Source organism: Saonia flava (genome assembly GCF_011927795.1).
GTDB classification, from domain to species: domain Bacteria; phylum Bacteroidota; class Bacteroidia; order Flavobacteriales; family Flavobacteriaceae; genus Saonia; species Saonia flava.
The window spans coordinates 2,500,741-2,524,486 of the sequence record NZ_JAATJJ010000001.1; the positions used below are offsets into that span (position 1 = coordinate 2,500,741).

Consider the following 23,746-nt stretch of genomic DNA (forward strand, 5'->3'; position numbering starts at 1 on the left):
TTTTAATTAATCATAATATCATATGTTTCTAAAAGTCCCACTATGTTCTCCTTGGAGAATTTTGCTTTTTTTATTCGGTTGTTTTCAGGATCAATGGAGAAACTATGGCTCGTTCTAAAATCAGCCTTTTCCAGAAGGGTATTTTCAAAGATGGCATGCTTAAGGTTACAATCATCAAATAGGGCCTCAGTCAAATCGGCTTCTACAAAATCTACCTCCTCCAAAATGCATTTTTTAAACCATATCTTTTTTAACTTCAATTGATAAAAAGAGGCCAAGTTTAACGCACAATCTTCAAAAGTGAAGGACAAGAGAAAATCATTACACTGATCAAAACGTAGCCCCAATAGTTTACAGTCTTTAAAAAGAACCTCGTTAAAGGAACTTGCGGTTATATTGGAGTTGCTCAGATTACAATCTATAAACTCGCATTCCAAAAAACTGGAATTAGTGAGATTCCCATTGGAGAAATTACAATTGGTAAACGTGCAATGTTCATATTCGCCTTTGGCTAGTCTGTTTTGGGTATAATTTTCACCTTTAAAATGCTCATCCTCTATAAAGGGTTTGTTCATCGTTATCTTTAATGATTTATTTGTTGGAGTGAAATTCTGATAATAATTTTGTAGCGAGAACAACCTAATTGTCAAATCTGTTCTCGATATAATTTTTCCAAGAAAAACCACTCGAACTGGTGTTATCTAAATTTCTAGTCATCAATGGAGCTCCACACCAATTGACTGAATTTCCATCTTGTTTGGTCCGTTGTAGGTCCTTGGGTCTGTTTAAAAATAATTCCGATTATCTTTTCTTTTGGGTCTGCAAAATATTGGGTATTAAAATACCCGCCCCAACTAAAAGTACCTATACTGCCTTGAGCTCCCATATTTTGACCTGTTTGGTTGACCACCCTATATGCCAAACCATAATGAGAGCCTTTATCATCCCAAACATTGTCAAATTGAAGCCCCATCATAGTTTCTATGGTTTTTCTGCTTAAAATACGAACTCCGTTAAGCTCGCCTCCATTTAGATACATTTGTAAAAAGGTAGCATAGTCCTTTACGGTGCTACTTAAGCCAGCACCTCCAGAGAAGAAACGTTTTGCTCCGGTAATGGGATAGTTGGTGTCATAAAAAGTGACAGGATATTTTTTCCATTTACCATCCACTTTGTGTTGAACGGATACTAAACGGCTATGTTTCTCCTTTGGCAAATAGAACCAGGTATCCTTCATTTCCAATGGGTCAAAGATTCGGGTTCTAAAAAACTCATCAAAAGGCATTCCCGAAACAATTTCGATAAAATAACCTAGAACATCCAACCCTTCACTATACGTGAATTTTTCACCGGGATTGTGGTGCAACGGAAGCTTTGCCAATTTTTTTACACTTTCTTCAATACTTATATTTTTTGTTGTAAAAAGGTCTGTAACCCCCGCCTTGTCATATATTTTTTTAAATCGTTCATCTCCATCGATTACTCCATAACCAATCCCAGAAGTATGGGTTAAAAGATGGCGAATGGTAATGGGAGTGCTTACGGGTGTAGTTGTATAGGTGCCATCTGCATCAGAATACGTATCCAAAACTTGCCCATTTTTAAATTCTGGAATATAATTTTCAATAGGGTCATCCAGTCTAAATTTGCCCTCTTCCCATAACATCATCACTGCAGTTGCCGTAATGGCTTTGGTTTGTGAAGCGATTCTAAAAATATCATCACGTTTTAATACTCTTCCAGATTCATTGTCGGCCATGCCAAAAGCCTTGTGATATACTATTTTTCCATTTCTGGCAACCAAGGCAATAGCGCCAGGTACATCTCCAGAATTAATAGACTCTTTCAACATAGTATCAATCCTGTCCAAACGTTCTGGGGACATTCCCAAACTTATAGGAGAACCTTCAGAAAGGGGAGGTGATTTTACAACGGATTTGGTCTGTGCAAAAGTTACAAGTGCAAAAAGGCTTAAAAAGATGGTGAGTAATCGTTTCATTTTTTTGTTTTAAGGTTGGTCAGTAGTGGTTTTATGTTTGTTTGTGGTCTCTATTTCTAAGCTCGTTGGAAATTAGATTTCTTTTCGTACTTACTATAAAGGAAAGAACTATGAAAATCATGGGAACAACAGTGGTCATAAGCATGTTACTTCCTATTTCATCTTTTGACATTAAATAAACCATAGTGCCCCCAAAAGCAAGAATAAAGGCCAATAAGACCAGTAAAATTACTTTTAGTTTTTTTTCTTGGGCTTTTAATTCTTCAGTAGTTTGATCAGCTAGTTTCTTTTTGGCCATAATCACTCAAGTATGAATTTAACATCTACAGCGGTTTCAACCTTAATTTTTTCAAAATCAAGATCAAGAGGTTCAGGTTCTCCCATTGCATCCATGGCCATGGTTTTCAACTCTGCCCTTTCATTATATCTTGGGTAGTAGGGTGTGGAGGTATCAGAAATATGAATGGCGATTCCAACTTTTTGACCTAACGGAGTAGTAAGGGCCACAGCTTTCTTTTTGGCTTTGATTACAGCTTTGGATTTTAAATCCAGTTCCAATGCATCCATTTTGGAATACTCAGTCTTCTGTAGGTAGGTATTGGCAATATCCAGTTCTTCCAAAGCAACCAATGCCTGTGCAGCCTGTTTTCCCGTATAGACCAATAGAACATAGCGTTTGCTTTTGAGCACATCTTTTTGACGCAGGAAATATTTTTTAAAACTACTGCTTAGGTCATCAATTACCAATTGCTTGTCCAAATCTATTCCCAGGTTGCGGAAGCTACGGGCCATTTTATTTTCTTGCTCTTCAACAGAGTTTCGGCCTTTAGAATCTTTTTCTGTAATGGTAATGTTTAGGTAAATCCTATCTGGAGTTACCAGCGTATCAGCACGGGCATTGGTTTCCAAATAGGGTTGGTCAATAAAATTTTTGGTTTGTGCAAAGCTGTATGCGGCAGCAAAAAGTAGGAGGTAAAATAAAACAAACTTTCTCATGTGATTATAATTTATGGGGTAATACTTTTTATGATTCTAAGATACTGATAAGATTTTAAAATAGTTTAATTTTAAAAACAATGGATATAATAAAAACAATCATTTTGTTTAATATTTTTATATATTTGTTAAACAAATGAAAGAAAAGATACTTGTCCTAGGGTCTGGGTTTTCTTCAATGGCATCGTCATGTTATCTGGCTAAAGCTGGCTATGATGTGACTGTATTGGAGAAAAACAGTGCTATTGGCGGTCGGGCCAGAGTTTTTAAAAAACAAGGGTTTAAGTTTGATATGGGCCCCACGTGGTATTGGATGCCCGATGTTTTTGAGCGTTTTTTCAATGACTTTGGAAAAAAGCCATCCGATTATTATCAGTTGGAAAAACTGAGTCCGGCCTATGAAGTCGTTTTTGACACCTTAAAATCTATTGTTATTCCTGATAACCTTTCGGAAATATGTGAAGTTTTTGAAAAGGAAGAGAAAGGAAGTTCCAAATACTTAATGGAATTTATTAATGCCGCTAAATCCAACTATGAAGTAGCCATAAAGGATTTGGTGTATAGACCCGGGGAGTCGATCACGGAACTCATCACCCCGGTTACCATTAAAAGGGCTCATCAATTTTTTAGAAGTATAAGCAAGCAGGTGCGGGGAAATATAAAAAGCCAAAAACTGATTCAAATACTGGAGTTTCCAGTGCTTTTTCTGGGCGCAAAACCGAGTGATACTCCTTCTTTCTATAATTTTATGAACTATGCCGATTTTGGACTTGGAACATGGCACCCCAAAGGAGGAATGTTTCAAGTGGTTAGGGCAATGGAGGACTTGGCCATAAGTTTGGGAGTAAAAATTAAGACCAATAGTGAAGCAAATAAAATTGTGGTTAAAAACGGAACAGCTACCGGGGTCATGGTCAACAATGAGTTTCTGGAGGCGGATATTGTACTAAGTGGGGCAGATTATCACCATACAGAAAGCCTTTTGGATACTTCCTATAGACAGTATTCTGAAGCCTATTGGGATAAAAGGACCTTTGCACCATCATCCCTTCTTTTTTATGTGGGGTTCGACAAAAAGCTTAAAAACGTATCCCACCACACCTTATTTTTTGATACTGTTTTTGATGAGCACGCCCAAGCAATTTACGACCACCCATCATGGCCCGTGAAACCTCTATTTTATGGTAGTTTCCCAAGTGTCACGGATGCATCTTTTGCACCAGAGGGTAAAGAGGCTGCTGTTTTTTTGATTCCTATTGCGCCAGGTATAGAAGATGAGCCTAAAATAAGAGACTATTATTTTGAACAAATAATTGATAGATTTGAAAAATTGACAGGCCAAGAAGTAAGGAGCAACATCCTATTCAAGGAATCCTATTGCGTAAAGGATTTTATAGATGACTACAATTCATATAAGGGAAATGCCTATGGATTGGCAAATACATTGAGACAGACTGCTTTTTTAAGGCCAAAGATTAAAAGCAAAAAAGTGAAGAATTTGTATTTTACCGGACAATTAACGGTTCCCGGACCAGGCGTTCCACCAGCATTGATTTCTGGCAAGATTGCTGCAAGTTTAATAAAAAACAATTTTAACTCATAAATGATATGAAAAAGTTATTTGATGATGTTTCCGTAAACTGTAGTAAGTTGGTAACAAGGACCTACAGCACTTCTTTTTCATTGGCTGTTAAGATGTTGGCACCTTCCATTAGAAATGCCATTTATAGTGTCTATGGATTTGTAAGATTTGCAGATGAAATAGTGGATTCTTTTCATGATTTTGATAAAGAAAAATTGATCAATAAGTTTGAAGAGGATTATTACAAAGCCTTTGAAGAAGGCATTAGTTTAAATCCTATACTTCATTCCTTTCAGTTAACAGTAAAAGAATATCAAATTGATGATGAGCTTATACAGGCTTTCTTAAAAAGCATGAAACTGGACCTTCATAAATCCGACTATACCAAGGAGGAGTATGAAAAATATATTTATGGCTCCGCAGATGTAGTGGGCCTTATGTGTTTAAAGGTTTTTGTGAACGGAGACCAGGAGAAATACAATGAATTAAAAGAATCTGCAATGCGCTTAGGTTCCGCATTTCAGAAAGTAAATTTCTTAAGGGATTTAAAAGATGATTTCGAGGTCCTAAACAGAACCTATTTTCCCAATGTAAACATGGCCGATTTGGATGCGGATTCCAAACTGAAAATCATTGAAGAAATAGAGGAGGACTTTAATGTGGCCTATAGAGGTGTCTTAAAATTACCTAGGGAAGCCAAATTTGGAGTGTATACGGCATATGTTTATTACAAACGTCTCTTGCACAAACTAAAAAAAACTCCGTCCAAAGAAATTATGAACACAAGGATTAGGGTTTCAAATCCTCGTAAATTGGGATTACTTGCCAAATCTTTTGTAACTTATAAGTTAAATTTATTGTAGTGATATGATAATCTTGTATATAGCGATAACAGTACTTACTTTTTTGTTGATGGAAGGGGTAACATGGCTTACGCACAGGTTTGTTATGCATGGATTTATGTGGTACTTCCATGAAGATCATCATCAACCCAAATACCCGGACACTTTTGAAAGAAATGATATTTTCTTTGTCATTTTTGCCATCCCCAGTATTGTGCTCTTTTATCTTGGTTTCCAAGAAGGTTTAAATTATAGGTTTTTTATAGGTTTGGGAATATTGTTTTACGGCATTGCGTACTTTTTAATACACGATGTGTTGATTCATCAACGCTTTAAATGGTTCAAGAAAACAAACAACAAGTATCTTATTGGCTTGCGAAAGGCGCATAAAACCCATCATAAACATTTGGGAAAGGAAGAGGGAGAATGTTTTGGAATGCTATGGGTTCCTTATAAATATTTTAAAATGTAAATGTCACTCTACTTAATTTTAAATCTTGCTTCTATAAGTATTCCCTTTCTCTATAGCTTTAATAAAAAAATGAACTATATAAAATGGTGGAAACAAGTTTTCCTTTCCATTTTTATTGTTGCCTTCCTATTTATAGTTTGGGACATTATTTTTACAAGAAATGGGGTATGGGGCTTTAACAATTCCTATTTGACTGGCCTTTATATTTTTAATCTGCCTATAGAAGAATGGTTATTTTTTATTTGCATTCCCTACGCAAGTATTTTTATTCATTATGCATTTCAACACTTTTTTCCTAATATCAGACTGAGTGTATTGAGCACAAGGACCATTACAATTGCATTGATACTACTAATTTCTGCTATTTTAATACTGAATTTGGATAAGGCCTATACTTTTTATAATTACGGATTTTTGTTATTGATTCTGGTTTTTTGCTTGTTTACCAAGAACAAGGAATTAGAAGTGTTTTATCTTACCTTCCTTATCATATTAATTCCTTTTTTTATTGTAAATGGAATTTTAACGGGTAGTTTTATTCCGAATGAGGTTGTATGGTATAACGATTTGGAGAATCTAGGAATTAGAATTGGAACTATTCCCATAGAAGATATTGGCTATGCATTTAATATGTTGTTTTTAAATATTCTCCTTATAGAAAAGTTTAAGTCAACAGTAAAGTAGCTGAAAAATATAGCTGTACTTAACTAAATGCTTTATTTTTGTTTAACGCAAAGAAGATTTTGATGAACGGGATTAAAACGATTTTTAGCATAAAAGATTTAGAAAATCTCTCTGGAATAAAGGCCCATACGATTAGAATTTGGGAAAAGCGTTACAATTTATTTTCACCAAAACGTACGGATACCAATATTCGCTTTTATAGCCAGGATACACTTATAAAGTTATTGAATATTACGTTGTTGTATGAAAATGGCTTTAAAATTTCCAAAATTTCGCGTTTAACGGAAACTGAAATTATATCAAACTGTAAAAGTATTATTTCAGAAAAAGCCGTAAAAAATAGGATGATCAACGACCTAAAGTTGGCCATGCTCAATTTTGACCAACCTCTTTTTGAAGAAGTGTATCAAAAATTAGCAAGGCAATACGATTTTCAGGACATCTATGTTTCCTATTTTATTCCTTTTTTAAGTGAAATTGGTTTGCTATGGCATACGCATACCATAAATCCGGCCCATGAACATTTTATAACCTCATTAATAAAGCAGAAAATTTTAATAGCAACAGAAAAGCTTTTGGGCACCCTGCCGAAATATCATGATAGGCGTTTTATCTTATTCTTGCCCTTAAACGAAATACATGAAATAGGGTTGGTGTATGCTAATTATGAGATATTAAAATCTGGGTATTCAACGATTTATTTGGGGCAGTCGCTACCTATAAGCTCCCTAAAATCCTTTTTAAATTCATCCAATGAAATAACATTTGTAACTTATTTTACTGTAGAACCTAAGACCAACAAAATCTATGAATATTTGGATGAAATACATGGCGAGATTCTTTCTAAATGCAATGGCGAACTTTGGGTACTTGGGAGTAAAACTAATGAAATTGAGAAAGATAAACTTCCCGATAAAATAAATATATTGAAGGTTGAAGAAATGATGGAGAAATTAAATGAGCACTCCAAACTTGTGGTAAAATAGAATAGGCTATGATAAAATACCTAGTAATACTCATGACAAGTATCTGTGCCAATTTGGGTTCCAGTTGTGATGATATGGAGTTGTGTAGGGAAACATACCACAAAATAACCTCCGAACAGGATTTGTTGGATTTTTTGAATGTTTTTGAAGAAGCCGATTGTTATTTGGCAAAGCCATATAAGGCTTCGGCTATCATGCATAAGGCGGCATTTACCATTTTTCCACATAAAAAAATGAGGTATTTTAAATTGGGTAAAAACCAACTTGAAGAGTTCATTAAAAATAACCCAAGTGATATAGAAGGTAGGTATGTAAGGGTAATGACGCAGGCAAATATCCCTTCGATTTTGGGTTATAAAGACCATATGGAGGGTGACGTCCTATTTATTAAAAATAATATTAAACATTCCAACTTGCCCGATAATTACAAAGAGTTGATTTTGAAAAACATTGCAGAAATTAAATTTTAGTTCATTTCCAGAGAAATATTCTCACATATAACCCGTAAATCAGCTGTGGAGGAACTGGAGGATATGGCAGTGTAAATATTAAAACCCACCTGTAAGGTATTGGGTAAGTCGGGTCTTTCATATGTAATGACTAAGTTCCAATCAGATGCATTTATATCCCTAGAATAAAGTGAAAATGTGCTTCCGCTTCTTACCATTCTCAACTCATGGTTAGAAGAACTCTCTGGAATTGCCTCATAGGAAGAATTACCGTTAGTGGTGGATTTATGTTCTACGCCAACCTCATCCATTCCATCGTTCACAGTTTCCGGAGTATTTCCAGCAACCACATGTACATAGTTTTCACTATTGGTGTCATTTGGATTACGGGCCATGAGCCCACCTAGACACACTTCACAGTTAGGTGCCAACATTTGGTTGCTTTTACGTCTAACATTTACCGCAGCAATAAAGGTAAAATCTCCTGTGATTGTCTGGTATAGTAGGCCGCCTTGAGCGCTATGGTACCAAATGGCATTTTGTTCCAAATCTAAAGCAAGGCCATTGTTTGTAGGCTCAACAGAAAACACTTCTTTATTGAAAAGGCTCCAAACCGTTCCATTAATTTCAATCTCATTCTCAGAAGTCTCCTCCTCTTCATTTTCAGATACTTCTTCTTCTTCTTCTTCTTCTTCAATTTCCTCATTATTGGTTTCATCTATCTGTTCTTCATTGGAACTGTTTTCATCATTTGAAATAGGCTCTATGGTATCCTGTGAACAGGACAAAACAATTAAAAAAGAAAGAATACAAATAAGGTGGTCAAATATATTTTTCATAAAATCAAAATTTGGACGATTTAGACATTTCGAAAGGGTAATAACCTGTTCATCAATGTTTTAAATAGTATAAAACGGAAAAATCCAGTAAATAGTATTACAGTGTGTCAATCAGTAACTTAGGAATGGAGACAAATTTTAAACCCCATAAATACATGTGGATAAAAAAATGACTAATTTGTTAGTCAAATTCCAGATACTCATGAAAAAATACGCGCTCTGTCTAACAGCATTTTTAACCCTTGTAGGTTGTGCAGAAACCGAAACCAAGGAAAAAACCGAGACTAAATCTTCATTAAAAGAGGCATATGATGGTGCTTTTCTTATAGGTAGTGCCCTTAACGGGGCTATAGTTTCGGGTGAGGACAAAGTTTCCCAAGACATTGTTTTGGAGCAGTTTAATACAATTACCATAGAAAATGCAATGAAAGCGGGTCCTATAAATCCGGAGCCAGGAATTTATAATTATGGCCCAGCTGATGATTATGTGGCTTTTGGGGAAAAGAACAATATGTTCATTATAGGGCATACCTTGGTGTGGCATAACCAGACACCGGCTTGGTTCTTTCAGGATGAAAACGGTAACCCCAATACTCCAGAAGCCCAGAAAGAACGCTTGCGCTCCCATATAGAAACCATTGCGGGAAGATACGCCGGTAAAGTACATGCATGGGATGTTGTAAATGAAGTAATAGACAACGATGGGTCCTATAGGCCTACCACTTGGGTAAATGGGATTGGAAATGGAGATGAACTGGTAAAACTATCGTTTAAGTATGCCAGTGAGTATGCTCCAGATACCGAGTTATATTACAATGATTTTAATGCTTGGCGGCCCGAAAAAAGAGATGGAATTGTTAGGTTGGTGCGGATGTTGCAAAAGGAAGGAATTCGTATAGACGGTGTGGGTATTCAAGGACATTGGGGTCTTAATTATCCCAAAACGGAATACATAGAAGCTGCAATTGATTCCTTTGCCTCTCTTGGGGTAAAGGTGATGATTACCGAGTTGGATGTAGATGTACTTCCCCTGACCAAAGAGGGGCAGATTATTGGCACTGGGATGCTGCACCCACAATATCAATTGGAGGAATTTAGGGAGTTTTTAAACCCATACCCGGATAGTTTACCAGCGGCCCAGCAAAAGGAATTGGCCGACCGTTATGCCGAATTGTTTGGCATCTTCTATAAGAAACGGGATAAAATAGACAGGGTGACGCTTTGGGGCGTACACGATGATATGTCATGGAAAAATGGGTATCCCATTGCCAATCGTACCAACTATACACTTTTGTACAATCGGGAGAAAAAACCCAAATTGGCACAAAAAGCTGTTTTGGGGGTACCTAAAAAGACAGAATGATGTTTTATTATAGTTGTCCACTTTTTTATTAGTTAAAAGTATCTAATTAAAACCAACACAAGTCCAATTAGAAAGATAGTGGTAAAAATAATTTTATTGTACTTGGCCAACCAATTAGGAAGATAAATATCAAAATTATCTTTTTGTGAATCTGAATATTTTCTTGCCCAAATGGTTAGGGGACAGAACATTTTAAAGATTAAAAGCACCAGTCCTTCTCCAACTATAAAGGCAATTGCAATCCAAGTAAAAAGGGTAATCTTATTTTTAATTCCAGAGTATAAAATGTAGAATATAAGAACCACAAAAAACAGCCATATTAGAGTGTGGATCCATTTAATAACTTTTAATTTTGAAGATTCATTCATACAATATCAAAAGGATTCAGGTTGTGTTACTTGTAATCTTATTTTAAAAGGCATACCCTAAGCTTACACCCACTGTAATAAAACTAGTATTGGCCCTAAAAATAAAACCTCCTTTAGGTTTTTGATAACGATATCCAACAGTAGCTATGGGATGCACAAAAGTATAATCCGAGTCTTTGCCTACAAAGACATTTCCATTCAGTTCAAAATGACCATTTTTCTTTCCTGTCAACATCGTAATTCCACCTAAACCACCATAACCATTGGCTGCTCCAAAAAACTGTGCCGCCGCTCCTGCTCCCAAACGACCATACCAGGTTACTTCCTTGGCTGAGTATATTTGCCTTTCATAATTAATAGAGGCCTGAGCAAATATCCCTAGAAATGTATCTACATACACATTGTTTTTACTTAAATCTATTGCTGTAGTCGATTGCGCCGATATTAAATATGTGCCACATAAAAACACCAGGCCAAGCAGTGCTATTTTACTTAATAACTTTGATTTCTTCTTTTGTTTGGTTTTCGTCATTGAGATATTTCTAAGCTAACTATTATCTGCTTAAGGGCAATCTTGGTTAGCAATGATAATGAAGATACTATAAAATGGTTATATAGTGCCGTTCTTAGTCTGTTTCAACCAATAGGAATGTCGGTTTGTGGCCTCCACAGCCCATTTTTGAGGACGTTCCCCAAAGCATTCCAAAATTGCATCAACTCCAATAATAGTTCCCTTGGCCAGTCTTCCAAGTAGAGCAATGGGTACATCGTTACTTTTTATATTAGAGGCAACATATCCGTTTTCATCTGTAGCTACACCCAAGTCATCATGAATAGGTTCTATTAGATTATTTGAAAGCATTTTTTTCACGATAGATGAATTTACATCTTGTATTTTAGGCGCATCTAAAACCGAATTTATCATAAAATCAGCAATTTGGGTCTTTCCATTAAGTTTAAAAAGCCAGCCTTCATTGGTCAATTCAAATTCAGGGTTGTTGAGCATCCCTAAGTCTATAATACCAGTATCAACTAAGGCCAACAATTGTTGGATGCTTTCTACAGGAGGGCCATAGGAATATCTTTTAATAGATTCATCTAATTCAATAATTTCTGCAAATACCTGTTCCGAACATTTATTGAACGAAAGCTTTTCATAGATAGAAGGCTGGCAATAACGCCAGACTTGGCCTATGCAATAATCCAAACTAATGTCTTTCCTTCCTATAGCCATGTTCACAAAATCCTGCATAGTTTTTTTTGTTGATTGTATTTGGGGTATAATTGTGGGGTGTTCAAAGTCGTTATTCTGTAACCATTCTTCTATAACTTTTTCAATTTCATGTATGGAAAACTCTCCTTTACAATAAGACTTGGCAAGCCCAGCATAAATTTTTGCAGCAATAGGAGTAAATGCACTGATTAGAAAATTAGGGTTAGCTGCTTTCTTTTGGGCAGAGGAATTACCAATTTTATATTCGAATTTAGAAATCTGCTCATCGGTGGGTTCAAACCATTCATCAATAAAAGGGTTCAGGGGTTTGGGAGCAGGAGGCATTCCATTAAGTGAAAATGGAACAAGAAGGGGTGTTTTGCTATGGTTTGATTCAAATGTACATACTTTTGTAAATTCATCTTGTGGGATAAAATTTCCAAATTTGTTCGCAATAGCTCTTGCTACATCTATCATTGCTAATCCAAAACCACGAATTCCTACAACGCTCTCATGGGTTAGTTCATCGTCATTCAAGAATTCTGTGATGGGATAGGGTGCTTTAAAAAGCTTAATGTTTTCATTATGGGCTGAATAATTGTCCCATTTCACAAGTTGCTTTGACAACTTAGTTGTCTGGTGTCCTATTGTTAATAACACCTCGTCTATTTCTTTGTAGGTGTTTAGGTCAGTTTTTATTGAAATTTTATTCTGGTTTACAATTGTTACTTCCTCTACGTGTTCTTGGAACAAGGAAACCATGTTTATTTTTATAAGAGGGTATACAAAAGATTGAAACCTTTGTTGTAAGTAGTTACCAATTTTTGCCCTTGGAGGGTAGGTATCGGCTTGGTCTTTGGACAAAACTTCAAAATCCTTGGCTGCCCATTGGTGGTAAGAAGGAAATGACGGGACTATAATATCTGTTAAAACAATTGCTTTTCGCTCATCTAAAAGTAAAATCCTTTCGGAAATGTTTATCCAGTTACTTTGGATTTGATTTGTATCATAGACTTGACCATTGCCAAATTTCCCAGTTTCTTCAAAAAGTAACAGGTGAATTTGCATAAGGCTGTTCCTTTTGTTGAGCTCAATAACCAAGTTTTCCATAGCCCATCCGCCTCTTGGTCCTATACCTATTATTCCTACTTTTCGCTTATTTGCCATATTTGTTTTTTTGCGCATTGCAACCAATACTTAAACAAAGAACAGTGTAGAGCAAAGCTTTTCTAAAAGTCAAGAAATGAACAGTCCAATTCATGTCTTATATTCTATTCTGCGTCTTTTAAGCCTACAGTGACACCTACCTATTTGTAGCAATCTCATTAATTTGTTTTCCTTCCAGATATTTTAAAGGTTGAGGATAATGATATGTATTGATCATTGCTTTTCCCAGGTTGCTGGTGGTTGTAACGGACTTCATTTTTATCAAAAGAGGAAAAAACGGTTTTGCAATGGTGTAGAACGTATTATACCATGATGTTTTAGATTTTATTCCTCTTTCTGGAAGAATGATTCCTGGTCTAAACATATAGGCATCTTTGAACCCCATATTCAAAATCATATTTTCCGTTTTACCTTTTACTCTTGCCCACATTATCTTTCCTTTTTCGGTTTTATCTGTTCCAGTTCCAGAAACATAGTTAAAAACCATATTGGGATTTACACTAAATAATATAGATGCCAATTGGTTGGAGATTGTATATGTAAGTTCAGTATACTTTTCTTCACTCATTCCAGAAACAGATACTCCCATACAATGAAAGCAAATATCATAACCTTTACATTGATTTTTGATAGCCGTAAAATCCATAAAATCTTTGTGGATTACTTCTTTGACCTTTGGATGGGAAATATTCAGGGAATTTCTGTTGATCAGCAATACCTCTTCAACTCTGGTGTCATCAATACATTCAAGTAAAACAGCTTTACCAACCATACCTGTACTACCGGTAATAATTGCTTTCATAAAAATCTAATGTTTAGTTTAAGCTCCAATAGCTATTGGGACTAAAACCTCGTAGTGCATTCTTAAATTCAATTTTGTTACTTTTTGAACAACCCAAAACGGATAGGAAATGGTTAGCATTTTTATTACTAATGCCTAACCATTGTATAAAGTTAATAATTTCAGTTTAGGAAATTAGCATCAATAAATTATTGGGTGTTGTTATCTATAATTTTTTAGAAAGTCAAGTTTTTTGCTTACTTCTTTTATCCAGTGACGGGCAATTAGTTCATGCCCTGCGGGCATGGGGTGTACACCATCCCAAACCCAATATTTTGCGGGAGCTTTTTCCTTTGCCTTGTTAAACGGTTCTTGCAATGAAACAAAAATGGTTTTGTGCTCTTTTGCCAACTGCCGGACAATTGTCTGCATGGCTTTCACAATTGCAACCCAGGATTTTGTCTTTCCCTCACTCCAATTAAATGGCAATAAAAATGGCTCACAGAGAACAAGGGTAGTATTTGGCAATGCAGCTTGGGTTCTTTTAATAACCTTTATGTAGGTCTCTTTCCATTTTTCAATGGAGTATTTGTTTTCCAAGATTTGGGGGATATCATTAACACCAATTAAAATACTTAGTACATCTGGGTTAAGAGCAAGAGCGTCCTTTTCTCATCTATTTTCCAAGTCTTTTATTTTGTCTCCACTTATACCTCTATTATAAAACATTAAATCTTTGCCTAGGTAGTCATGCCAAAGGCGACTTGCTATAAGATACGCATATCCATGACCCATAATGTGGTTCCAGTCCATATCCCGGGTTCGGTTTCCATCAGTAATAGAGTCGCCTTGAAAGAGGATGGTTAAACCTTTGTTTTTTATAAATGGATTGGGATGATTTGCGGCTAAAAGGATTTGTGGAATACAAAGTGAAGCCAAACCTGTTAGTCCAATTTTCTTAATGAAATTATTTCTAGAAATTTTCAAGTAGTATTTTTTAATGGTTATTGGACATTAAGTCGCTTAAAACCGAATTAAGTGGTTTCAATTTACCAAACAAAATCGTAAAAAGAGATTTTTGATGTAATAAAAAGAAGGACATTTTATTGCCCACATTGTATGTAGATGCCCCTTCTTGTGGGGACTTTTATCGTTTTTAAACGACTACAAACATTTGTAAACGAAAATAAACAATTCCCAACCGAATTTTTTTTCTGACCCCTTCTATGTTTGCAGTGTCGCTTGTGCTGAACTTCGAGTCAGTATCTAATAGCAGGTGATAGTATTAACTGTTTAACACAAAAATTATTTATTATGAACGCACTTAGAAACAAAGTACAGTTGATTGGTAACTTGGGCAATGACCCAGAAATTGTAAACTTGGATGGCGGGGCCAAACTGGCAAAATTTTCCATCGCAACCACCGAGAGCTATAAAAATGCCAATGGTGAAAAAGTAGAGGATACCCAATGGCACAACATTGTTGCCTGGGGAAAGACTGCTGAGATTGTAGAGAACTATTTAACCAAAGGAAAGCAGGTAGCCGTGGAAGGTAAGCTTACACACCGCTCGTATGAAACCAAAGAAGGGGAGAAGAGGTACATTACAGAAGTTAGGTGTAATGAGCTATTGATGTTGGGAAAGTAATATAGATAATGGGTCTCGACTCCGCTCGACCTGACAATAGATGTTTTCAATTAGGAGCTCTGTCAGGTCGAGCGGAGTCGAGACCTATATAAAGGAATATGAAGCAATAGTATGTATATATTTTACTCTGTAGTGATGAACTGACCTACACAGGAATTACCAACAATATTTCCAGTAGGTTGTTTGAACACCAAAATGGATGGAATAAAACCAGTTTTACTTTTAAAAGGCGACCTGTTGAATTGATTTTTTGTCAAGAGTTTAATGACATTATGCAGGCTATTTATTTTGAAAAGAAAATAAAAAAATGGAGTTTTATAAAGAAACTGGCCTTGGCAGACTATGATTACAATAGACTTAAGAAACTGTCTGTACGCATTCAGATTTTATGATTGATGATGGAGATTAGGTCTCCACTCCGCTCGACCTGACAATTTACAAACATAACTAAGCCACTTTCTTCAACAAATCAAAACAAGGGCAACGACGACAGCGTTTACTCTCGGACTTTTTGAATTTTTTACAGCATTTGGTTTTACAACCTTCAGGAACTAATTCCTTAAGAGCAACTTTCTTCTGCTTCTTTAATGCTTTTTTCGCCTGTTTTTTCTTTTTGCCCACGTACTATTTGTAGTATAGAAGAACAAAAGTAATTATTTTAATTAAATCTAAATAAGAGTAATTGTTAAATAATTTGTGGGAGTTTACACAAAAGCCGGTTACGCCTTTAAGCATGGGTCTGCACTCCCCTATGTAAGGCCAATTGAATTCTTTTTCTTGGAACATCTACCTGTAAAACCTTTACAATGATCTGTTGGTTAAGGCTTACGTGTTCGTTTACATCCTTTACAAAACTACCCGAAAGGTTGGATACATGGATCAGGCCACTTTCTTTAATGCCAATGTCCACAAAGCAGCCAAAATTGGTAATGTTGTTTACAATGCCCGGTAAAAGTTGCCCTTCCCTAAGGTCGTTTATCGATTTTATATTTTGATTGAAAGTAAAGACCTTGGCCTTTTCACGGGTGTCCAAACCGGGTTTTTCCAGTTCCTTTATAATATCCTTAAGGGTAGGGATACCAACCGTTGCTGTGACATAGGCATTTAAATCAATGCTTTTCAACACATTTTTATTTCCGATTAAGTCTGATATGGCAACCCCTTTGTCCTTGGCCATTTTCTCTATAATGGAATAACTTTCTGGATGCACGGCAGAATCATCCAAAGGATTTTTGGCCTGTTTTATCCTTAAAAAAGCGGCTCCCTGTTCAAAGGCCTTCCCTCCAAGTCTAGGTACTTTTTTAATTGCAGTCCTACTTGTAAAAGCTCCATGTTCATTTCTATGGGCTACAATGTTTTCTGCCAGTTTTGGCCCAATTCCGGATACATAACTCAACAAGGGAACACTGGCGGTATTAATATTTACCCCCACAGAATTTACACAGCTTTCTACCGCCGTGTCCAAGGAGGTTTTTAGTTTATTTTGGTCAACATCATGCTGGTACTGTCCAACACCAATGGATTTTGCATCTATTTTTACCAATTCAGCCAAGGGATCTGCCAATCTTCTGCCAATAGAAACCGACCCACGGACGGTAACATCATAATTGGGAAATTCATCGCGGGCAATTTTAGAAGCAGAATAGATGGAAGCACCGGCTTCGCTTACCACAAAAACTTCAATAGGGTTTTTAAACTGGATTTTTTTAACAAGTTGTTCCGTTTCCCTAGAGGCAGTACCGTTTCCAATTGCAATGGCTTCAATTTTATAGGCATCCGCTAAGGAACTAATTTTTTTAATGGCACCAATAGCATCGTTTTGTGGTGCATGTGGATAGATGGTTTCGTTATGTATTAAATCGCCCTGTGCACTTAAGCAAACAACTTTACAGCCTGTTCTAAAACCGGGGTCTATGGCCAGAATTCTCTTTTCGCCCAAGGGTGCTCCCAAAAGGAGTTGTTTAAGGTTTTTAGAGAATACTGCGATAGCAGCGTCATCTGCTTTTTCTTTTGCCTTGCGTAGTAGTTCATTGGATAATGAAGGTAGGAGCAAACGCTTATAGGTATCTTGGATGGCCAGTTTTATTTGGGAAGCGCAGGAATTATTGGATTTAATAATTCGTTGCTCTATTTTGTCCAGAGCTCTTTCATTGTCTATTTCAATCTTTACTCGTATAAACCCTTCATTTTCTGCTCTTAGGATAGCCAAAAAACGATGTGATGGGCATTTGCTCAAAGATTCGCTCCAATCAAAATAATCCCTAAATTTTTGTGCTTTTTCATCTTCTTTTTTAGCGGTCACCACTTTAGTGGTTATCTGTGCAAACCGCTCTAATTGATATCTAATCTGGTTGCGGATATCCGAACGCTCATTGATCCATTCGGCAATAATATGCCGTGCCCCTTCCAAGGCCTCATCTTCGTTTTGGATGTTGTCATTCAAGTATTTGGATGCTTCATACTCAATTTCATCATTTCGCTGGGCCATGATGATTTTGGCCAAAGGCTCCAAACCATTTTTTCTAGCTGTCTCTGCTTTTGTTTTTTTACTTTTTTTATAAGGTAGGTACAGGTCTTCTAAAGTAGTGAGGTCTCCGGCTCCATCAATTTTTTGCTTTAGGTCATCCGTTAAAACCTTCTGCTCTTCAAGAGCATTTAGAATAGCTTTTTTTCGCTTTTCCAGGGCTTCAAACTGAGCTTTAAAAGAAACAATATCCCCAATCTGTACCTCATCTAAATTCCCGGTAGCCTCTTTTCTATAGCGTGATATAAAAGGCACGGTACAATCTTGGTTAAGTAGATCAACCGTATTTTCTATGCTTTTTGCCGGTAGCTGGGTGTGTTTGGCAATGAATTGGAAAAGTAACATGGATATTAAAATCTTTCTTGTCTATTCGTTAAACTTTACTAAATGATAGGTTTTCTCTTTTTTATTGAAATATCCAAAAACATAATAATCTTTGTACTTAAAAAGAGACTTCAATTGCAAGCCTTTAATCTTTTCAGAAAAGGAATCCACATCTTCATAAATATTATTTTCAGATTCATTTTCTATAACCTCATAGTTGTCTGAGTCTAAAACAAGTAATTTTTCAAAACCAGATGATGATACGGGTCCTGAAGAGTTACCGATAAAAGAGGAGGCACCGTTGGTAATGGTAATTGGACCATTTGGACCAGCAATTGTTGATGAAGAAGCTCCGCCAAAAGTCATATAGCCTCCTCCCGATGGAGGTACATAACCTCCAATGGATAAAATTAAATGATTGCCCTTTTTAAATGCACCTATTCCAGAATAGGTGCTCATAATAAAACGCTTAAAAAAGGTTTTTGCTTTTTTAATTTTTGTTTTTGAACTATTAATTGTAGTTGAAACTACAACAAGAACCGAACCTAAAGTTTTACTAAGTTGAAATGCCAGTTCTTCATCCCCTTTATATATAAACTCTTTAATTGTTTCTTTGGTTTCTATATTTTTTATATTTATCACCATTAATTTATTCGATGTAATTATCGAATATAAATTACCTTCAAAGATGTAGGAGTTAGATTTAGTCCAATCTTCCGCCTTAAAGTGAGTTCTTGGAAGTGCTATGTAATCTGTCTTTCCTACGTTTTTATTTAAGTCCAAATTTAAAATCCTTGTCCCGTTTTTATGGTGATTTAGCGTAATGATAATTTTATCTTTTAAATTATAAAACTTCCGTCTACTGCTATAGGTAGATGCTTGGCTTGGCATTTCTTGTGAAATGGATTCTAGTGATGAAGTCGAAATAATATCATCCAGTGTAGTAAGTTTGGTTTCTTTATCATAGAAACGATCTTGACTAAAATCGAAAGAATTTTTTTCATAAGAATTACCTTTAAAGCTATAAACATGAATTACTGATCCATTGCGTTTTACTGTAAGCATTTTAAAATTATTTTTATGACTTACATAGTGTATGACTTTTTCTTTTTTAAGAGGAAGTTTAAACGTATTATACTCCAATTTCCCTTCATTATTAATACCAATTGAATTAAATTCTCCTTTAGCTTTATTATGAAAGTAGAGATTAATATTATTGTCACTATCAACTTCTATTCCTGTAATGTATTTTAAGGTGATAGTTGAAGGTGTTGGATATTCTTTTTTAATTATAGTATTAGTTGTTGGGTTATACTTAATATGAGTAATTTCCTGATCTATTAGAATGTTTTTAGAAACTGAGAAAATATGAATGTTTTGTTCATTATCCACTATTGGTATGGATATAGTAGATTTAAATTCTTTTAGTTCCATACTACTAGCAGCAATTTCCTCCTGAGCCAATAAAGGATTTAGGTATAAACAGAACATGAGTAGAGTAATGGAGAAAAGTGTTTTCATAGGTGTTGTTTTAATATTAATTAATGGTCTCTCCATTCCCGACACCTTCCGAATCAGGATTCACAAATACCAATTTTCCGTCTTCACTTTCGGTCATTAAGATCATACCCTCGCTTTCAACACCACGAAGTTTTCTTGGAGCAAGATTAATGAGTACGGTTACTTTTTTACCCACAATATCTTCAGGAGAAAAACTTTCCGCAATGCCCGAAACAATAGTTCTGGTATCTAGGCCAGTATCTACCTTTAAAACCAACAACTTATCCGCTTTGGGCATTTTTTCAGCTTCCATTATGGTTCCTACCCGGATATCTAATTTTGAAAAATCTTCAAAAGAGATTGTGTCTTTTTGTGGCATAAGTTTTTTGCTTTTTTGGTTAGCTATTTTTGTTGAGGCAGTATTGACTTTTTTTGTGGCTTTCAGTTTGTCTAACTGTGCCTGTATCTCTTGGTCTTCAACTTTACAGAACAATAATTCCGCTTTATTTATTTGATGCCCTGCAGGAAGTAAGGTCTCTTGGGTGGAAACACCCTCCCAGCTTAGAGGTTTCTCACTTTCGTTCGAAAAGACATTAAGGATGTTTTTAAGTTTAACAGAAGTAAACGGCAAAAAGGGCTCACTTAAAACAGAAAGTGCCGTTGTAACCTGGAGCGCAACAAACATTATTGTTTGGACTCGTTCTTCATTTGTCTTTATTAATTTCCAAGGCTCTTCATCGGCCAAATATTTATTTCCCAAACGGGCCAAGTTCATTAATTCCTGCCCTGCTTCCCTAAAACGGTATCGTTCTATGGAACTGGAAATAATCCCAGGATATTTTCTTAATTGTTCTAGCGTTTCTTTATCCACTTCAGAAAATTTCCCTGCTGCGGGTACTTTTCCACCATAATACTTATCGGTTAGGACGGCAACCCTGTTTACAAAATTGCCAAAAATTGCAACCAGTTCATTGTTATTGCGAGCTTGGAAATCTTTCCAAGTAAAGTCATTGTCCTTTGTTTCTGGTGCATTTGCTGTAAGGGTATATCTAAGGACATCCTGCATATCTGGAAAATCTTCCAAATACTCATGCAACCATACGGCCCAGTTTTTGGAGGTGGACAATTTGTTTCCCTCAAGATTTAAAAACTCATTGGCGGGCACATTTTCTGGTAGGATATAATCGCCATGTCCTTTTAACATGGAAGGGAAAATAATACAGTGAAAAACAATATTGTCCTTGCCTATAAAGTGAACCAATTTAGTGTCAGAATCTTTCCAATAGGGTTCCCAATCTTTTCCTTCTTTGGCGGCCCATTCCTTGGTGGATGAAATATAACCGATAGGAGCATCAAACCAAACATAGAGTACTTTGCCCTCTCCGCCCTCAACGGGGACCGGTATTCCCCAATCCAAATCCCTAGTTACGGCCCTTGGTTTAAGACCATCATCTATCCATGACTTACATTGCCCATATACATTGGCCTTCCAATCTTTTTTGTGGCCTTTTAATATCCATTCCTTTAAAAAATCCTCATATCTGTCCAAGGGCAAAAACCAATGTTTGGTTTCTTTTAAAGTAGGAACTGCACCAGAAATAGTTGATTTTGGATTGATGAGGTCAGTGGCATTTAAAGAAGAGCCACAATTTTCACATTGGTCCCCATATGCTTCTTCATGACCACATTTTGGACAAGTGCCCACAACAAATCTGTCTGCCAAAAACTGTTGTGCCTCTTCATCATACAACTGATTGGTGGTTTCTTCAATAAAATCACCATTATCATACATTTTTTTAAAAAATTCTGATGCCGTCTCATGGTGGATTTTTGCAGAAGTCCTGGAATAATTATCAAACGTAATTCCAAAATCAATAAAAGACTGCTTTATAATAGCATGATATTTATCGATAATGGCCTGTGGTGTAGTATGTTCCTTTTTAGCCTTCATGGAAATGGCAACACCATGTTCATCACTACCACAAACAAAGAGAACATCGTTGTTTGTTAGGCGCAAGTATCTACTGTAAATATCTGCGGGCACATAAACGCCGGCCAAGTGGCCAATATGGATAGGGCCATTGGTATAAGGCAAAGCAGCTGTAATAGTATACCTGCCTGCCACTTGGGTAGGACTATAAGGATTTTTAGGATTCTGAGACATCAAAATATGAATTTGCGCACAAAAATAAAGATTTTTATGGCGGAGATGCCCACCATTTTAAAAAAGAAAAGCCCTTGAATTTAATTTCAAGGGCTTTTCTGCATAATTAGGCAAGATTTATGAAATCATTACAGATTTACTCATTTTCTGGTCTTGAACCTGTATTCTATAGATATATTTACCTGTTGCCAGTGAATCTCTAACGTTCGCTCTAATATTTATTTCTTGAGAGCCCTCCAATACCATTTCATTAAAAACGGTTCCGACTTTTTGTCCCAATATATTGAACAGTTGAATGTCCACATGGGCCGTAAAAGGCATTTCCAAATAAATATGCGGAGTACTTTCTGTAGGATAGAAAGGTCTATGTACAATAGTATTTAATAAATCTGGATTAGGTTCCTCACCCATTTCATCACTTGGAGGTGTATCGGGTAATGTTGGCGGCTCATCACTATAGGCAATGTCCGGAAACTCAACACCACTACAATTAAACCCTAAATCTACGGGCTGATAGGTGTAACCATCCATAATATGTTGTTCTACCAATGGAATATCGACACATAACCATTCTGCCATTACAGTAGCATAAAGGTTTCTAAAATCCATGGTGTATTCCAAGTTTCCTCTTCCATTAGGGTTGTCCAATGCGGGATGATCACCTACAAAGGCACTACCATTTAAGCCAGAACCAAAAAATAATGTTGGAGCGGCTTTACCGTGATCCGTACCATTGGAGCCATTCTCAAATATTCTTCTTCCAAATTCTGAGAATGTCATACTTAATACATTTGTATCCTGTTCTGTACAAGCTAAATCTTCATAAAAATCTTTGATGGCAACGGACAAGGTGGACATTAACCTTTCGTGCGCTTGAGGCTGGTTACCATGGGTATCAAACCCACCCATGGAAATCATATATACTTTGGTTCCTAAATTGCCCTTAATTAATTTAGCTAATAGGGCCAATTGTCTTGCAAAGCCATTATCTTGATATTCAATACCACAATTTAAGGCTTCACCACGCTCATAAGCTTCATGGATAAGACCAGAATACTCATAGGTAGTATTGGCAACCCCTCTAAGGAATTTCAATTGGTCACCATACATACAATCGTTGAACAAGGTATCATCCAAAGGATATTGTACCCCAGATTCTGCAATTTGCTCCAATTGATCTATGTTGGAAGTTACAAAAGCATAGTTTGTTTCTTCGCCTTGGAAAACCAAACTGCCATATTGCCCCACTTGTATTGCCGCTGGTGCGGCTGGTGGATTTATTAAATAATCTGGATAAATATTTTCAAAATGCCTACCCATCCATCCAGTGTTTCTACCAAAAAAACCACTTGAGGATAAATCAGTATTGGCAAAGATATCTGATCCTGTGAAATGGGAGAGACTTTGTCCTTCATAACCAACACCATGTACCGCTTTAAACGATCCCTCTCCCCACATTGGTTCAAGAGCATTCATATAAGAGGGTACGCCAAATTCATCTGTAAGCTTTAAAACTTTACTTTCAGGAATATAAATATTGGGTCTGGCATTGGCATATGCATCATATTGTTCCAAAGGAATAACAGTGCTTAGTCCGTCATTACCACCTGATAGACGTATCAATATCAGAATATTGTCTGTTTCTGCTGCTGCAATAGCGGCTGCTAAAGGAGAAGGCCCAGATGCGGTAAGCAAATTACTGCCCAACATCATGGAACCGGATCCAGCTATTCCCAAAGCTTGTAAAAATGATCGTCTGCTCCAGGTTTTATGTTCTTCATCATGACCTTCGTTGTGTAAGGCCTTGTGAGGATGATTGTTATGGGTATCGCACATAGTAGTAGGT

At 36.3% G+C, this 23,746-nt stretch carries 22 protein-coding genes and 1 pseudogene; 9 read left to right on the forward strand and 14 right to left on the reverse strand.

What is annotated here, in order from left to right; translation table 11 throughout:
• Positions 1-2 precede the first annotated feature (2 nt).
• From GGR42_RS10960 to GGR42_RS10975, 4 genes are all read right to left on the reverse strand, one after another.
• Complete coding sequence (locus GGR42_RS10960; protein WP_167963814.1) at positions 3-575, reverse strand: pentapeptide repeat-containing protein; 573 nt, start codon at positions 573-575, stop codon at positions 3-5.
• A 134-nt stretch (positions 576-709) separates the two neighbouring features.
• A complete protein-coding gene (locus tag GGR42_RS10965) occupies positions 710-1,999 on the reverse strand; it encodes a serine hydrolase domain-containing protein (RefSeq protein WP_167963816.1) in 1,290 nt (429 codons plus the stop codon).
• 31 nt (positions 2,000-2,030) lie between these two features.
• Positions 2,031-2,297, reverse strand: coding sequence for a hypothetical protein (locus GGR42_RS10970; RefSeq protein ID WP_167963818.1), 267 nt, complete (start codon positions 2,295-2,297; stop codon positions 2,031-2,033).
• Positions 2,298-2,299: 2 nt separating this feature from the next.
• Positions 2,300-2,995: an SIMPL domain-containing protein gene (locus GGR42_RS10975; RefSeq protein ID WP_167963820.1), complete on the reverse strand. Its 696-nt coding sequence runs from the start codon at positions 2,993-2,995 to the stop codon at positions 2,300-2,302.
• 136 nt (positions 2,996-3,131) lie between these two features.
• On the opposite strand from GGR42_RS10975, the gene GGR42_RS10980 reads away from it, so the two are divergent.
• The 6 genes from GGR42_RS10980 (at position 3,132) to GGR42_RS11005 (ending at position 8,031) form a co-directional block, all read left to right on the forward strand.
• Positions 3,132-4,598 carry a phytoene desaturase family protein gene (locus GGR42_RS10980; RefSeq protein WP_167963822.1) on the forward strand — a complete coding sequence of 489 codons (1,467 nt, stop codon included), beginning with the start codon at positions 3,132-3,134 and terminating at the stop codon, positions 4,596-4,598.
• Between the two features lie 5 nt (positions 4,599-4,603).
• Complete coding sequence (locus GGR42_RS10985) at positions 4,604-5,440, forward strand: phytoene/squalene synthase family protein (protein ID WP_167963825.1); 837 nt, start codon at positions 4,604-4,606, stop codon at positions 5,438-5,440.
• A 4-nt stretch (positions 5,441-5,444) separates the two neighbouring features.
• Entirely contained in the window at positions 5,445-5,891 is a 447-nt protein-coding gene (locus GGR42_RS10990; protein ID WP_167963827.1) for a sterol desaturase family protein, read from the forward strand.
• On the forward strand, positions 5,892-6,575 hold the full coding sequence (locus GGR42_RS10995) for a lycopene cyclase domain-containing protein (RefSeq protein ID WP_167963829.1): 684 nt from the start codon (positions 5,892-5,894) through the stop codon (positions 6,573-6,575).
• A 62-nt stretch (positions 6,576-6,637) separates the two neighbouring features.
• Positions 6,638-7,561 (forward strand): MerR family transcriptional regulator, encoded by a 924-nt coding sequence (locus tag GGR42_RS11000; protein ID WP_167963831.1) that lies wholly within the window; start codon positions 6,638-6,640, stop codon positions 7,559-7,561.
• A gap of 8 nt (positions 7,562-7,569) precedes the next feature.
• Complete coding sequence (locus tag GGR42_RS11005; RefSeq protein ID WP_167963833.1) at positions 7,570-8,031, forward strand: hypothetical protein; 462 nt, start codon at positions 7,570-7,572, stop codon at positions 8,029-8,031.
• On the opposite strand, the gene GGR42_RS11010 is transcribed toward GGR42_RS11005, so the two are convergent.
• On the reverse strand, positions 8,028-8,849 hold the full coding sequence (locus GGR42_RS11010; protein ID WP_167963835.1) for a DUF1349 domain-containing protein: 822 nt from the start codon (positions 8,847-8,849) through the stop codon (positions 8,028-8,030). The genes GGR42_RS11005 and GGR42_RS11010 overlap by 4 nt on opposite strands.
• 202 nt (positions 8,850-9,051) lie before the next feature.
• Here GGR42_RS11010 and GGR42_RS11015 point away from each other — a divergent pair, with 202 nt between their 5' ends.
• Positions 9,052-10,212 (forward strand): endo-1,4-beta-xylanase, encoded by a 1,161-nt coding sequence (locus tag GGR42_RS11015; RefSeq protein ID WP_167963837.1) that lies wholly within the window; start codon positions 9,052-9,054, stop codon positions 10,210-10,212.
• A 411-nt stretch (positions 10,213-10,623) separates the two neighbouring features.
• On the opposite strand, the gene GGR42_RS11020 is transcribed toward GGR42_RS11015, so the two are convergent.
• From GGR42_RS11020 to GGR42_RS11040, 5 genes and pseudogenes are all read right to left on the reverse strand, one after another.
• Positions 10,624-11,112 carry a hypothetical protein gene (locus GGR42_RS11020; RefSeq protein WP_167963839.1) on the reverse strand — a complete coding sequence of 163 codons (489 nt, stop codon included), beginning with the start codon at positions 11,110-11,112 and terminating at the stop codon, positions 10,624-10,626.
• A gap of 78 nt (positions 11,113-11,190) precedes the next feature.
• The gene (locus GGR42_RS11025) at positions 11,191-12,960 is read right to left on the reverse strand and encodes an FAD/NAD(P)-binding protein (protein WP_167963841.1); all 1,770 of its coding nucleotides are present in this window, start codon (positions 12,958-12,960) and stop codon (positions 11,191-11,193) included.
• 136 nt (positions 12,961-13,096) lie between these two features.
• Positions 13,097-13,762 (reverse strand): NAD-dependent epimerase/dehydratase family protein, encoded by a 666-nt coding sequence (locus GGR42_RS11030; protein WP_167963843.1) that lies wholly within the window; start codon positions 13,760-13,762, stop codon positions 13,097-13,099.
• Between the two features lie 201 nt (positions 13,763-13,963).
• A pseudogene (locus tag GGR42_RS11035) lies at positions 13,964-14,395 on the reverse strand (GDSL-type esterase/lipase family protein); the annotation flags it as partial.
• Positions 14,396-14,413: 18 nt separating this feature from the next.
• Positions 14,414-14,728: an SGNH/GDSL hydrolase family protein gene (locus GGR42_RS11040; protein ID WP_167963845.1), complete on the reverse strand. Its 315-nt coding sequence runs from the start codon at positions 14,726-14,728 to the stop codon at positions 14,414-14,416.
• A gap of 327 nt (positions 14,729-15,055) precedes the next feature.
• Here GGR42_RS11040 and GGR42_RS11045 point away from each other — a divergent pair, with 327 nt between their 5' ends.
• Positions 15,056-15,388 (forward strand): single-stranded DNA-binding protein, encoded by a 333-nt coding sequence (locus GGR42_RS11045; protein ID WP_167963847.1) that lies wholly within the window; start codon positions 15,056-15,058, stop codon positions 15,386-15,388.
• A 119-nt stretch (positions 15,389-15,507) separates the two neighbouring features.
• On the forward strand, positions 15,508-15,780 hold the full coding sequence (locus GGR42_RS11050; protein WP_317169692.1) for a GIY-YIG nuclease family protein: 273 nt from the start codon (positions 15,508-15,510) through the stop codon (positions 15,778-15,780).
• 335 nt (positions 15,781-16,115) lie between these two features.
• Here GGR42_RS11050 and GGR42_RS11055 read toward each other — a convergent pair whose 3' ends face one another.
• The 4 genes from GGR42_RS11055 to GGR42_RS11070 all read right to left on the reverse strand — a co-directional run bounded on the left by GGR42_RS11055 (position 16,116) and on the right by GGR42_RS11070 (position 23,736).
• The gene (locus GGR42_RS11055; protein ID WP_167963849.1) at positions 16,116-18,257 is read right to left on the reverse strand and encodes a Tex family protein; all 2,142 of its coding nucleotides are present in this window, start codon (positions 18,255-18,257) and stop codon (positions 16,116-16,118) included.
• Positions 18,258-18,278: 21 nt separating this feature from the next.
• Entirely contained in the window at positions 18,279-19,757 is a 1,479-nt protein-coding gene (locus GGR42_RS11060; protein WP_167963851.1) for a hypothetical protein, read from the reverse strand.
• A gap of 16 nt (positions 19,758-19,773) precedes the next feature.
• Positions 19,774-21,900 carry a methionine--tRNA ligase gene (metG, locus tag GGR42_RS11065; protein ID WP_167963860.1) on the reverse strand — a complete coding sequence of 709 codons (2,127 nt, stop codon included), beginning with the start codon at positions 21,898-21,900 and terminating at the stop codon, positions 19,774-19,776.
• 117 nt (positions 21,901-22,017) lie between these two features.
• Positions 22,018-23,736 carry a DUF1501 domain-containing protein gene (locus tag GGR42_RS11070; RefSeq protein WP_167963872.1) on the reverse strand — a complete coding sequence of 573 codons (1,719 nt, stop codon included), beginning with the start codon at positions 23,734-23,736 and terminating at the stop codon, positions 22,018-22,020.
• Positions 23,737-23,746 lie beyond the last annotated feature (10 nt).